Here is a 13,959-nt window from a genome sequence, read left to right on the forward strand (position 1 = left end):
TCGTACGCCCTGGGATCAGAATTTATCGAGCGATCGTCGGCTATCTGTCTTCCTGTTCCGGCCGAAATGATCGACATGAGACATTGTCAGCGCCACGGGGGTGTGCAGCTGAACACTTGAGCGTGGCCTGTTTCGATCTTCGCTTGAGGTGGGGTTGCATGAACAGGCTCGGTCGATCAAACGTATCCGCATCCGGTCGTGTCGCTGTTGCATATGTCGCCGCCAGCGTGATGACAGCGAGCATGTTGATCGCGACTCCGGTAATGGCCGATCCAGAAGATCCGCCGGCGCCGACCGCTTCGCCAGGCCCATCGGTGAAGGGCGTCAAGCCGCTGCCGACGAAGTTCACCATACCGCCGGACGCAGCGAAGGACACGTACCGTCCGGCCCGGACCACCTGGCCGAAGGCGGCCACCGCCCGCCTGGACCTAGCCGCGCCCGGCCGCGCCGCGACCCCGGCACCCGTGCGGGCCCCCGACTCGCCGGTGTGGGCACAGCCGGTGGCCCGCGGTGGCTCCTACCGCGGCGCCGAACAGATCGACGTGCGGGTCGCGGACCGCTCCGCCGCACAAGCGGCTGGCGTAGACGGGGTCCTGTTGTCGCTGCGGGCTGATGCTGCCGAGGCGCAGGGTGTCGTGCGGGTCGGTGTGGACTACGCCGGGTTCGCGGAGGCCTACGGTGGTAACTACGGGTCGCGGTTGGGGCTGGTGCGCCTTCCGGCGTGTGCGTTGACCACACCAGCGGTGGCGGCGTGCCGGTCGGCGACGCCACTGGTGTCGTCGAATGATGTCGCGGCGCAATCGGTATCGGCGGAGGTGTCCCTGCCGGCGGTCGGTGCCCAGGCGCGCTCCGCTGCGGATGGCGCCGTGGTGGTGCTGGCGGCGGTGGCCGACGCGGGTGAGGAGGGCGGCAAGGGCGGCACCTACGCGGCGACGGATCTGAAGCCCTCAGGATCGTGGACCGGTGGCGGCAGTGCGGGTTCGTTCACGTACTCCTATCCCATTGCGGTTCCACCATCGGCGTCGGAGTTGGTCCCGTCGGCGGACCTATCCTACGACTCGGCGAGTGTGGATGGTCAGACCGCGTCGACGAACGCGCAATCGTCGTGGGTGGGTGACGGCTGGTCGACCGGCCGTTCGTTCATCGAGCATTCGTTCGCGTCATGTCAGGACGATCCGGGTGGTAAGGCGTCGCCAGTGAAGACGTACGACCGGTGCTGGGACGGGCCGGTGGTGACTATGTCGCTGAACGGATCTTCCACTGCGCTGGTGTGGGATGCCGGCAAGAAGATCTGGAAGCCGGAGTCGGACAACGGTGAAGTCATCACGCGTGTCACGGACTCGAACAACGGCTCCGGTACGTACAACACCGACTACTGGCGGGTGACGCTACGCGACGGCACCGTCTACGAGTTCGGCCGCAACCGCCTCCCCGGCTGGACGTCGGGGAAGCCGGAGACGAAGTCGGTGGACCACACGCCGGTGTACTCACCACACGCCGGAGACCCGTGCTACGACACGGACGGCTTCTCGGCGTCGGTGTGCACCATGGCGTACCGGTGGAGCCTTGACCACGTAGTGGACGTGCACGGCAACGCGATGGCGTACTACTACGGGCAGGCCACCAACTTCTACGGTCGGAACAAGGGCACCAACGACGTCTCCTACGTTCGGGACTCCTGGCTCAGTCGCATCGACTACGGATTCCGCAACGGTGACGCGTACGCGACGGTGCCGAACCGGGTGTTATTCCACACCGGGGACCGCTGCCTGTCCGGCACGTGCCAGCCGCTGAACTCGGCGAACAAGGCCAACTGGCCGGACGTGCCGTTCGACCTGATCTGCGCCTCGGGCACAGACTGCGACAACTGGAGCCCGTCGTTCTTCTCCACGGTGCGGCTGGCCTCCATCGAGACCCAGCAGTGGAACATCGGCACCAGCAAGCACGAGAAGGTCGACACCTACGCCCTGGCACACACGATGCCGGCGGCCGGGGACGGCACGTCACCGACGCTGTGGCTGTCGTCGGTGACGCGGACCGGGCATGACACGAGTAGCGGCGGGTCGCCGGGGCCGATCACGCTGCCGTCGGTGAGTTTCAGCGGGATCAAGTTGCCGAACCGGGTGAATACCGCAGGTGGGTTGCCGTCGTTCTACCGGCAGCGGATCTCGGCGATCACCACCGAGACCGGATCGGTGATCGCCCCCAGCTACGAACTGCCGGTGCCCTGCACCGCACCGGTGTCGCAGTCGCCGGCGTCGAACACGAAGTCGTGTTATCCGGTCTACTGGACGCCGGACGGGTATGTGGACCCGTACCGGGACTGGTTCCACAAGTATGCGGTCACCCGAGTCACCTCCACCGACCCGACCGGTGGCGCCCCGGCCCTGACCAGCAGCTACAAGTACCTGGGTGGGGCGGCGTGGCGGTACGACGAGAACGAGGTCGGCAAGGCCAAGTACCGCAGCTACGGCCAGTTCCGTGGCTACGCCAAGGTGCAGACCTTCACCGGTGACGGCGTCAACGACCGCCGCACCCAGTCCGAGGTCACCTACTACCGGGGTATGTCGAAGAACAACTCGACGACGGTGGTGAACGTGACCGACTCCGCCGGCGGCGTGCACGAGGACGTCGACGAGTTCGCCGGCCGGGAGTTGGAGACCACCGAGTACCTCGGCGAGAACGGGCGCGTCGACTCCTCGACGATCACCTCGTACTGGGCCTCAGGGGCCACCGCGACCCGCACCCGTACCGGTCTGCCGGCGCTGACCGCGCAGTGGGTGCAGACGGTCAAGACGTACACCCGGCAGGCGGTGACCAGCGGCGCGTCACCGACGTGGCGGTACACCGCCACCGAGCACAGCTACGACGCGAACACCGCCAGCGCCACGCTCGGATCGCTGAAGCACACCTACACCTACACCGTGCCGACCAACCCGGCCTACGACCGGTGCACCAGCTACACCCACGCGCCGGCCAACACGGGAAAGAACCTGATCGGCCTGGTCTCCCAGGTCGAGACCGTCGCGGTGGCCTGCGGCGGGTTCACCGCCGGCAACCCGGCCTCCAAGCCCGGCAGCATCAACACGCTTACCGCCCCGGCGACGGTGAACCGGCCCGCGCAGGTCGTCAAAGCCGAACGGACCTTCTACGACGACACCACGTTCACCGAGGCGTTCCCGCAGCCGTCGGCGCCGTCCAAGGGCAACGTGACGATGACCCGTACCGCCAAGGACCACGTCTCCGGGGCGTACGTCTGGCAGACCGCCAGCCGCAGCAGCTACGACGCCTGGGGACGGGTGGTGGACAGCTACGACGCGAAGGGCAACAAGTCGACCGCCGGTTTCACCATGAACGCCGTGGGCCTGGTGACCGGCACGTCAACGACAAACCCGTTGCAGCAGAGCTCGTCGGCGACCGTAAACCCACGGCGAGGAAGCACCCTGACCAGCACCGACGCCAACGGTGTCGTCACGCGCCAACACTATGACGCCTTGGGCCGTAACACGGCGGTGTGGACGCATTCACGGGCAACGAGCAACCCGGCGAACTACACGTTCGCGTACACAGTGTCGAAGACCGGTGTGACGGCAGTCACCACCCGGAAGTTGAACAACGCGGGCGGCTACGACACGGCGGTGACGTTGTACGACGCCCTGCTGCGACAGCGGCAGATGCAGGCGGAAACGCCGCAGGGCGGCCGCATGATCACCGACACGTTCTACGACACCCGAGGCTGGACCCGGGCGTCGTACAACGGATGGTGGGACAACACCACCCTGCCGAGGGTGAGCAACCCGGTGTCGGCAGCGGAGCTGAACAAACAGGTGCCGAACCAGACGTTCAACACCTACGACGGTCTCGGCCGGGCGGTGGTGGTCGCCGCCGCGAAGAACGGGCTGACGGTGTCCTCCACCACCACCATCTACCACGGCGATCGCACGACCGTCATCCCCCCGGACGGGGGCACGGTGGCCACCACCGTCACCGACCCCATCGACCGAAAGACCCAGATGGTCGAGTACACGACCCGGCCGACCGTCGCCACCCCGTCGGACACCTTCACCGGCGCCTTCACCGTCACCGGCGGCACCACCACCAGCAGCTCGTACGGCTACGACGCCCGCGGCAACCAGTCGACGCTGACCGACGCGAAGAACAACGTCTGGACGTCGACCTACAACCTGCTCGGCCAAGTAGTCACCAAGTCCGACCCCGACGCCGGAAACAGCAGCCTGTCCTATGACGCCAACGGAAACCTGGAACAGGTCACCGACGGAAGAGGCAAGACCCTGTCGTACGCCTACGACGCGCTCAACCGCAAGACCGGCGAGTTCGCCGCGACCGTGGCCAACCAGTCCGCGGCCAACCAACGGGCGAAGTGGGTGTACGACAACAGCAACAACGTGCCGGGAGTAACCCGCGCGATCGGACAACTCACCACCACCGTCGCCTATCGCGGCGGGCAGGCCTACACGACCCAACAAAAGGCCTTCAGCGTCTTCGGCACGAGCCTCGGCCAGACCATCACCATCCCCGACAGTGAAGGTGCCCTGGCCGGCTCCTACACCTTCGGACGCACCTACACCAGCATCGGCCTGCCGTTCACCGACACCTACCCTGCCAAGGGCAGCCTGCCGTCCGAGTTTGTCGGGCACGGCTACGGCAGGCTTGACCTCCCCACTACGCTCACCGGGCTCGCCGGCTACCTTCAGGACGCAACCTATGACGCCTGGGGTCGGGTCAATCAACAGAAGCTGGGCTCTGCGAACAGCTTCGCCCTGGTCACCAACACCTACGACACGCACACCGGCCGGCTCACCAACCAACTGGTCAGCAAGGCCACCAGCAGCAGCACCGCCATCCCGCTCGACGAGCAGGAATACCGCTACGACCTATTCGGCAAGATCAACCGAAAGGTCAGCAGACGCAACGGGACAACCGCCGAAACCCAGTGCTACGGCTACGACGGGCTGAACCGGCTCACCGAGGCGTGGACCGCCACCGACAACTGCGCGGCCACCCCCACCGCCGGCAACCGATCCATGGTGGGAAACACCATCGGCGAGGGCAGCGCGTACTGGACCAGCTGGGAGATCGACGCGATCGGCAACCGCACCAAGCAGACCGAGCGCAACCTCTCCGGCGGCAGCGACATCACCACCAACTACACCTACAACGGCAACGGCCAGGGCAAACCCCACACCCTCACCGCCACCAGCACGTCCGGCGGTGCCACCGGCACCACGTCCTACACCTACGACAACGCCGGCAACATGACCGGCCGCAACGCCGCCCAAGGCGCCCAGAATCTCACCTGGGACGACGCCGGGAAACTCACCGAAGTCACCGGCGGCACCAGCAGTGCCAACACCTTCCTCCACGACGCCGACGGCAACCTGCTCATCCAGCGGGAGCCCGGCAAGACCACCCTCTACCTACCCGGAGAACAACACACCCTCAACACCGCCACCGGCACCATCGACAGCAATCGCTACCACTCCCTGCCTGGCGGCGGCACCTGCATCCGCTCCGGCACCGGCACCAGCTACACCTTCGCCCTCGCCGACCACCAGGGCACACCCACCCTCTACCTCGACAACTCCGCACAGACGCCAACGTGGCGCCAATACACCCCGTACGGCGCACCCCGTGGTGCCACCGCCACCTACCCCGACAACCGAGGCTTTCTCGACAAGCCGATGAGCACTACCGGGCTCACCATCATCGGTGCCCGCGGCTACGACCCGGCCGTCGGCCGGTTCGTCTCGGTCGACCCTGTCATCGACACCGCCGACTCGCAACAGTGGAACCCCTATGCCTACGGCCGCAACAGCCCAATCCACTACAGCGACCCGACGGGCCTACTCTTCTGTAATGACGATGGATGCAAGAATCCCATCATCCCACCGCCAGTGTCTGAGGGCGGCGGCGCGTCGACAGAAAAGCCTGCGGGGGAAAATGGTGGCAATCAGAAACCGCCTCCTGAGGCTTGCGGCACGGCAACCCCGGAGTATTGTCATGCTGCGGGTACCCGCCGAGAGGGACCCCGTAAGATGTTGTGGAAATATCTGAAAAATTTCAGTCGCTACTCCATTCCTGGCAGACTTTGGACGAAATGCCTAACTCTCCCCAGTGCATGTGCGACTTATGATTACTTCCGCTGGGGAGATCGGATGACCAGCGAACTGTGGTCCAGTGGATCATTTAGGGAAATATACCAGCAGGTGGTTGCGCGAGCGGCGGCTGGCGAGACGGAGGGGCGACAAGATTACCATTACTCAGAGATGCCTAAGCTTGAAGTCCTCAAGTACATGGTCCTTGATGGCCTGAGTTGGATGGGGAAAGTTCCCAGAGACTGGTCGGCGTTCACTGGGTCATACGACGTAAACTGGAAGGTGGTTGGTTACGAGAAAGAGCAGCCTGTAATTGAATTCCATGTCCAAAACGCCACTACCATTTATTCTGGAACGCGGGTTCCTGGCGTAACGCCACCCCGCGGAGACGGAAATGCCGGCAGTGGGGCTGATGCCTTCCCGTTCGAGTACCACCTGATCCAAAGCTATCGCTTCAGAGCCCCTCTCTGAATCAATTAATTTGGGTAGCCGTTGCGATCCCTGGATCGCGTCGGGTGTGCCCTTGCGGGTACCGTCGGCATAGCTGCCACCGCGATCCCGGAAAGGGGTCTGTCCAACAGTGAGGTGATCTCAGCGACGCATAAGGGTTGATTGGTGTGACACGGGCGAAGGTGGCGATTCGGTCGGCAGTGGAAACAGGCGTGGAGCCATCGATAGACAGGGTTCCTGCGACAGATCCACGTCTTCGAGGGCTCCACGTGATTGCCTATCGTGCCATGGTCGACGTCCCGAGGGAACTCGTGCAGTACCTCGCCCGGCTGTTGTACGCCCAGCGCCGCGTCTGCGGCACCCGCCGCGGCACCCGGGCGTTGACCTGCTTCTACCAGGCCCTGATGGTGCTTGTCTGGTTCCGCAAGGCCGAGGACATGACCCTCCTCGCCGCCGGCTTCGGCATCTCAAGAGCGACGGCGTACCGCTACCGCGACCAGGGCATCACCGTACTCGCCGCCCAGGCTGAGGATCTGCACACCGCGCTGCGTCGGGCCGCCGCCGACGGCTGGTCGCATGTGATCCTCGACGGCAAACTGTTCGACTGCGACCGGCTCACCGAGACGGCCCTGTCGGCCAAGGGTGACCAGATCGACGCCTGGTACTCCGGCAAACACCGCGACCACGGCGCGAACATCCAAGCCGTCATACGCCCGGACGGACTACCGATCTGGACCTCACCGGCAATGCCGGGACATCTGCACGACACCACCTGCGCCCGCGAACTCGGCATCACCGCCGCCCTGAACTGGTCCGCCGCCGAACTCGACCTACCCACCCTGGCCGACTCCGGCTACGAAAGCACAAGCCACGGCATCAAGACCCGATCAAGCAACCCACCGACGGACACCAACTCGCACCCGACAACCGCGCCTACAACCGACTCCTACGCGGCCTACGCTGGCAAGGAGAACCCGGCTTCGCCATCCTCGTCGGACGCTGGAAAACACCACGCCACACCACCATCAGCCCACGACGAATCGGCGACATCATCACCGCCGCGCTACACCTCACCCACTTCGAATACAAATACCTACCGCAAAGTCGCTGAGATCGAGGCGTCCGGTTTATCCGGCGAATTCGTGTACCGGCCGGCCGGCGATCTGCGGGCTGGCCCGGAACAGCGCGCCGGCCAGCGGGTCCGCCCCCTGCGGCAGGCCCTCCCGTGAGGTGGTGATGAACAATTCGTCCAGTTTCGCTCCGCCGAAGGTGCAGGCGGTGACTTTGCGGGCGGGCACTGTCAGCATTTCGTCGAGACGGCCGTCGGGGGTGTAGCGGTGTACGGCGCCGCCGTTGACGATCGCTGTCCATACTCCGCCCTCGACGTCGACGGTCAGGCCGTCGGGTTGGCCGCCGTCGGGGATCTCGACGAACGTGCGCCGATTGGTCAGGCCTGCCTCGCGGTCGTAGTCGAACACGCTGATCCGGTGTGTGGTGGTGTCGTTGTAGTAGGCGCGAGAGCCGTCGGGGCTCCATTCGAGCCCGTTGGAGATGGTGACGTCGGAAAGCACGACCGTGACGGTGAGATCGGCGTCGAGTCGGTACAGGCTGGCGGCGCCGGAGCGTTGGTCGTAGGCCATGGATCCGCAGTAGAACCGGCCGTCGGGGTCGCAGCCGCCCTCGTTCATCCGTATGTCGTCGCTCGACCAGAGTTCGGGCAGTGGTGTGCGGGAGCCGTCTGGGTCTTCCAGCAGGAACCCTCGCTCGATCGCGATCACCGCGCCACCGTCGCGGCGTGGGCGCAGCACCGCGGCAACGGGACCCACGTGACTGCGCGAGACGTTGCCGTCGCTGTCGAGGGACAGCACGTCACCGGCGAGCATGTCGACCCAGCGCAGGCCGCCCCACCGGGGCGACCACACCGGCCCCTCGCCGTGGTAGGCCACCGGGGCCGTCACCTGCTCAACCCGCATGACAACTGCCCCTTTGGGTATGACCGGCACAGCTTACCGCCAGACTAGGGGATCTCCTCGTCGCCGAGAAACAGGAGACGACAGGCGCGACGCGATGGATGAGAAGGTGCCGCCGAATATGGCTGCCCGAGGCTGCGCCCTGTCGGACTCCGCGAGCCGCACTGCGGCGGGCGTGCGAGATCAGGTCGCGTCGCGCAGCCAGGTTCGGCAAAGCCACCAGGCGGTCATGGCACCGAAGGTGCCCGCCGGGTCGATGCCGGTGACGGCGGCGAAGCGCCGGACCCGATTGCGAACCGTGTTGGGGTGCACGAAAAGTCTCGCCCCGGCGAGGTCGACATCGCGGTCGCTCTCCAGCCAGGCGAGCACGGCGTGCGCCACCGATTCGGCAGTCGGTCCGAGTGCCGCCCAAGCGGGCGCGTACCGGTCGAGCAGCACCGTTGCCAGGTCTGCCCGCTCGGTCAACGCCGCCAGCCAGGCCACATCGGCAATGTGGATCAGTCCGGTGCGGCCGGTGGACTCGGCGGCGGTCAGGGCCGCGGTGGCGAGCCGCTGCACCGGCGCGAGTTTCTCCGGTTCGGCCGGACCGGCGAGCCCTGCCACGGCCCCGATTTCCTTCAGGCGGGCGGACGGAGCCCGGGACAGGACTCCGACCATCAGGTCGTCCACGGTTGCGCACAGCACCGGCGGGTGCTCGCGTACGGCTCGTTCGATGCCGGCGGCGGTTTCCCCGGGCCGGGCGACGAGCACCCACAGCCCGTCGGTGACCGGAAGACCGGCCTCGGCGGCTGCCAGCGTGGCCGCCGAACCACCCTGGAGCAGCCGCCGCAGCAGTGCCGTGTCCCGGCGGCCGGGAAGCGGATCCGTGCTGGCTCCGGTAGCCCGATGCGCGCTGATCAGTCGGGCCCGGACGGCCTCGGCCCAGTCGTCGTAAAGGTCCCGGACGTCCAGCAGTTGCTCGGCGCTGACGCCTTGGTCCCGGGCGAGTTCCCGGGCCCGGGCCCAGATCGCGCGCTCGGCGAAGTGGATCGCGCCCAGCACCGATTCGATCGGCACGCCCTGCCGGGCACGGGTGACACCGAGGTCCGCGACGAACGACAGCTCAGCTTCGGTGGGGCCGCGCCGTGCGACCAATGCGCGGGTTGCGGCCACCAGCAGAGCGCGGGTGTGCCCGGCGATGTCGGAGGTGGGCAGTGCGAAGACCTCCCGCACGGTGGTACGGACTCCGGCGACCACCGACGGCAGCAGTTCGTCATCGCCCACGACGCGTTCGATCAGGTCCACCATCGTCGTCCAGCCGTCCGGATGCGTCATCCTGCCATGCTCCCCGCCGTTGTGGTGCGCTACAACAAGAACCCGAAACCGCGTGGTCCACGCCATGTATTCGCCTCGTGCCAGGCCCTACGGTTTGGCGGAAGCTACAACCGTCGAGGGGTACCGTGGCCGTTTCTTCGAGTCGGGTGGCGGTGATCGGTGCGGGAGCGGCCGGTCTCGCCACGGTCAAGGCGCTGCTCGACGCCGGTTGTGCGGTGGTGGCGTACGAGAAGGGTGACCGGCCCGGTGGCCTGTGGGTCAGGGACAACAGCAGCGGCCTGTCTCCGGCGTACGCCTCCCTGCACTTGAACACCAGCAAACGCCGCACCGAGTTCGCGGATTTTCCGATGCCCGCGGACTGGCCCGACTATCCGTCGGCCAGTCACGTCGCCAGCTACCTGGCCGACTATGCGCAGTCGTTCGGGCTCATTCCGCACATCCGGTTCGGCAGCACGGTCACCCGCGTCGAGCGTGACCGGCTCTGGGCGGTGACAACCGAGTCCGGTGACACCGAGCGGTACCACGCCGTGGTGGTCGCGAACGGCCACAACTGGCATCCGCGCTATCCGGATCCGGCTTATCCGGGGACGTTCCACGGCACCCAGATGCACGCCCACGACTACCGCACTCCGGACGTCTTCCGGGATCGGCGGGTGCTGATCGTCGGCATGGGCAACTCGGCCATGGACATCGCGGTGGACGCCTCGCACGTCGCTCGAGGCCCGGTCCTGCTCTCCGCCCGACGTGGCGTCCACATCGTCCCCAAGTACCTGTTCGGCCGTCCGGCCGACGCGACCGGCGGTGCCCTCGCCGCCCTGCCGTGGCGGCTGCGGCAGCGCATCGCCGAGACCCTGTTGCGGCTCGCCGTCGGGACCCCGCAGAGGTACGGCTTACCCGCCCCGGCCGGTGGCCTGTTCCAGAACCATCCGACGATCAGCGACACGATCCTGCACCGGCTCACCCACGGCGAGGTGATCCCACGTCCCGGCATCGAACGGCTGGACGGGGACCGGGTGATCTTCACCGACGGCAGCGCCGACCCGGTCGACGTGATCGTCTGGGCCACCGGGTACCGGGTGAGTATCCCGTTCCTGTCCCCGCAATGGCTGGGCCCCGACCCCGAGCAGCTGCCGCTGTACCAGCGGGTCTTCCATCTCGACGACCCCAGCCTGGCATTCGTCGGCCTGATGCAGTCCACCGGTGCCGCCCTGCCGGTCGTGGAGGTCCAGGCCAGACTGGTCGCCGCGTACCTCTCCGGCGGCTATGCCCTGCCCGGCACCGACGAACAGCAGCACGCCGTGCAGCGAGCCTTGCGCGCCGCCATCGAGCGGTGGGGCACGGACGCGCGGCCGCACATGCGCATCGATTTCGACCGGTACGTCGCCGACCTGCCCAAAGAGATCGCGGCTGGCCGGAATCGCCTCGCCCGGGGCGGACGCACCTTCACCGCCGAGGAGAGTGTGGTTTGAGCGCCCGAGACCCCCGCGGATTGCGGGTCCTCGTCACCGGTGCCTCCGGCACGTTCGGCCGGGCCATCTGCGCCCGGCTGGACGAGCTCGGGGCCCAGGTCGTCGGGTTGGACCTGGCCCCCCGTGCCGATGACCCGGTCCGGGTCCTGGCCTGCGACATCACCGACGACGACGCGGTGCCGGCGGTGGTACGCGAAGCAATCGACCAGCTCGGTGGGCTCGACCTGCTGATCAACAACGCCGGGATCGGTGGGCCCGCCCCGGCCGAACTGGCGCCGGGCGCGGAAGTACGCCGCCAGCTCGACATCAACCTGCTGGGCACCTGGCGGGTCACCGCCGCATGTGTGGACGCGCTGGTCGCCTCTGGTGGCCGGATAGTCATGCTCAGCTCGCGGATGGCCGTCATGCAGTTGCCGCTGGCCGCTGCGTACGGTGCCTCCAAGCGCGCCCTGGTCGCGTACGCGGACGCGCTGCGTCTGGAGCTCGGCACCCATGTCGGCGTCACCTGCGTGTACCCGTCGGCGGTACGAAGCCCGATCCACGACTCGACGGCCGCGGCCGGGCTCTCGCTGGAGGGCATGAGCCGATACGAGCCGCTGGACGGGGTGGTCCGGACCGTGCTGCGCGCCGCGCTCAGTCGTCGTCCTCGCCGTGATCTACCCACCACCCGGCGGGGCGCGGTCGAGTTCTTCCTGGCCCGTCACCTGCCCGCGCTGACCGATCGGATCGTGGCACGCACCCTCGCCGGCCGGGTCCGCTCCGGCGCGTTCCAGGGCGCCGAGCTGGCCGCGGGTGTGGTCGCACGACACGAGGCGACCCGATGACGGCGCTGCGCCCGGCGGCGGGCGAGGTGCGGACCAGGGCAGGTGACCTGATCGCGTACGCCACCGGTTCGGTCGGGATGGGCGTCTGGGTGACCGTTCCCGGCCTGCTGTTGCTCTATTTCCTCACCAATACGCTCGGTGTCTCGCCGTTCCTGGCCGGCCTCACCCTGCTGCTGCCGAAGATCATCGACATCATCGTGCATCCGATGCTGGGCAGCCGATCCGACCGGGAAGCGCGCGGCAACGGACACCGGCTCGGCATGCTGCGGGTCGGTCTGCTGCTTCCGGTGGCCATGGTGGCGATGTTCTCGGTGCCCGCCGGTTTCTCCGGCGCCTCGGCGGCGCTCTGGGTGGGCGGCTGGTTCATCGCCGGCAACCTGCTCTTCGCGTGTTTCCAGGTGCCCTACCTGACCACCCCGTCCGATCTTCGAGTCGGGTACCACGAGCGCACCCGGGTGTTCATGTTCCGGATGCTCTTCCTCACCCTCGGGTTGCTTGGTGCCGGTGTGGCCGCACCGGCGCTGGTGGAGTCGGGACAGCGCGGCGACTACGGCTGGATGGCCCTGCTGCTCTCCGGCGTCATGGTGATCTCCGGGCTGGTCGCACTGACCGGGGTACGGCGTCTCACTGCCCACGCCGGTTTCCGGACGCCCGACCAGCAGGCGGCCCACTCGACAATCGGTGACATCGCGGTCGCCTGGCGGGACCCCGACTTCCGCGCGCTGGTGCTGTCCTACCTGTTCACCGGCACCACCACTCACCTGTTCCTCGCCGCGTTGCCGTTCTACACCAAGTACGTCTTCGACAACTCTGGGCTGACCGCCGTGTTCATGGGGGCGTTCCTCGGTCCAGCGGTCGTCGCCGGTCCGCTGTGGATGCAGGTGTCCCGGCGCATCGGCAAGCAGCGTGGCCTGCTGATCTGCCAGGCGGTCTTCGTGGCCGGTTCGCTGGCGCCGCTGCTCGGCTACGGCACCGTACCGGCTGTCGCGGTCGTCGGCGTCCTGGGCATCGCGTTCGCCGGGCTGCAGCTGTTCGCGTTCTCGATGGTCCCGGATGCGGTCGCGGCCGCCGAGCAGCGTGGTACCGTCCGGGCCGGCGCCTACACCGGTGTCTGGACTGCCACCGAAGCCACCGGCACCGCAATCGGCCCGTACGTGTACTCGGCCGTGCTCGCCCTGGGCGGCTTCATCTCCACCACCGAGGGGCAGACCGTGACGCAGCCGGAGTCCGCCCACACCGCCCTGTTGATCGGCTTCACCGTGGTCCCGGCGGTGCTGATGGCCGCGGCGCTGACATTCCAAGTGCGCTGGAAGCTGGATCGGACACGCCACACCGGTTGAGCATTACGTGCTCAGGCCGGCACCGGTCGCCGAGCGAAAGCTCGCATGGCCAGCGTCCCGAGCATCGGGCGGGGAGCCAGCAGCCAGAATGCCCAACGCCAGCCGACGGCGTCGGCCAGGAATGCCGCGACGGCGGCGGGTGGGGCGGTGAAGCGTAGCGGGTGAACTCAGACAGCAGGCACCGCTGACCTTCGGTGCGGCGAACGCGGCCCTGGCGGCCGGGCCCATCACCCACGCGCAACGGCAGATCGCCGAGACCACAGATACCGGGGGTATTCATCACCCGTCGGCCCGGGCCACCATACGAATGGCGGCGCGCTCGGCGGTTTCAACCGGTCGTCGCAACACCTTGATCACGGAGGTGTGCATGGGCAGGAACATCAAGCTGGAGCAGGTGCCGGAAGGGGCGCGGAGGCAGTGGGCGGCGGACCGGGCGCTGCGGGCGCCGATGCGGTCGCCGGGTCGGCCTGAGCCTT

General features: G+C 67.3%; 7 protein-coding genes. 5 read left to right on the forward strand and 2 right to left on the reverse strand.

Annotated elements, in window-relative coordinates; translation table 11 throughout:
* Positions 1 to 122 precede the first annotated feature (122 nt).
* A complete protein-coding gene (locus tag ABZ795_RS24750; RefSeq protein ID WP_357532063.1) occupies positions 123 to 6,587 on the forward strand; it encodes an RHS repeat-associated core domain-containing protein in 6,465 nt (2,154 codons plus the stop codon).
* Positions 6,588 to 6,853: 266 nt separating this feature from the next.
* Entirely contained in the window at positions 6,854 to 7,795 is a 942-nt protein-coding gene (locus ABZ795_RS24755; RefSeq protein ID WP_357532064.1) for a transposase family protein, read from the forward strand.
* Here ABZ795_RS24755 and ABZ795_RS24760 read toward each other — a convergent pair.
* Entirely contained in the window at positions 7,694 to 8,539 is an 846-nt protein-coding gene (locus ABZ795_RS24760) for an SMP-30/gluconolactonase/LRE family protein (protein ID WP_357532065.1), read from the reverse strand. The two genes, ABZ795_RS24755 and ABZ795_RS24760, sit on opposite strands and share 102 nt — an antisense overlap.
* 180 nt (positions 8,540 to 8,719) lie before the next feature.
* Positions 8,720 to 9,850: a helix-turn-helix domain-containing protein gene (locus ABZ795_RS24765; protein WP_357532066.1), complete on the reverse strand. Its 1,131-nt coding sequence runs from the start codon at positions 9,848 to 9,850 to the stop codon at positions 8,720 to 8,722.
* Positions 9,851 to 9,975: 125 nt separating this feature from the next.
* Between ABZ795_RS24765 and ABZ795_RS24770 the strand changes: the two genes are divergently transcribed.
* From ABZ795_RS24770 to ABZ795_RS24780, 3 genes are read left to right on the forward strand one after another with little or no spacing between them, the layout of a single operon-like run.
* Complete coding sequence (locus ABZ795_RS24770; protein ID WP_357532067.1) at positions 9,976 to 11,319, forward strand: NAD(P)-binding domain-containing protein; 1,344 nt, start codon at positions 9,976 to 9,978, stop codon at positions 11,317 to 11,319.
* The gene (locus ABZ795_RS24775; RefSeq protein ID WP_357532068.1) at positions 11,316 to 12,143 is read left to right on the forward strand and encodes an SDR family NAD(P)-dependent oxidoreductase; all 828 of its coding nucleotides are present in this window, start codon (positions 11,316 to 11,318) and stop codon (positions 12,141 to 12,143) included. The genes ABZ795_RS24770 and ABZ795_RS24775 overlap by 4 nt, the downstream gene beginning before the upstream one ends.
* Positions 12,140 to 13,483, forward strand: coding sequence for an MFS transporter (locus tag ABZ795_RS24780; RefSeq protein WP_357532069.1), 1,344 nt, complete (start codon positions 12,140 to 12,142; stop codon positions 13,481 to 13,483). Before ABZ795_RS24775 ends, ABZ795_RS24780 begins: the two co-directional genes overlap by 4 nt.
* Positions 13,484 to 13,959: the final 476 nt, after the last annotated feature.

Source organism: Micromonospora sp. NPDC047134 (genome assembly GCF_040643455.1).
Classification (GTDB): domain Bacteria; phylum Actinomycetota; class Actinomycetes; order Mycobacteriales; family Micromonosporaceae; genus Micromonospora.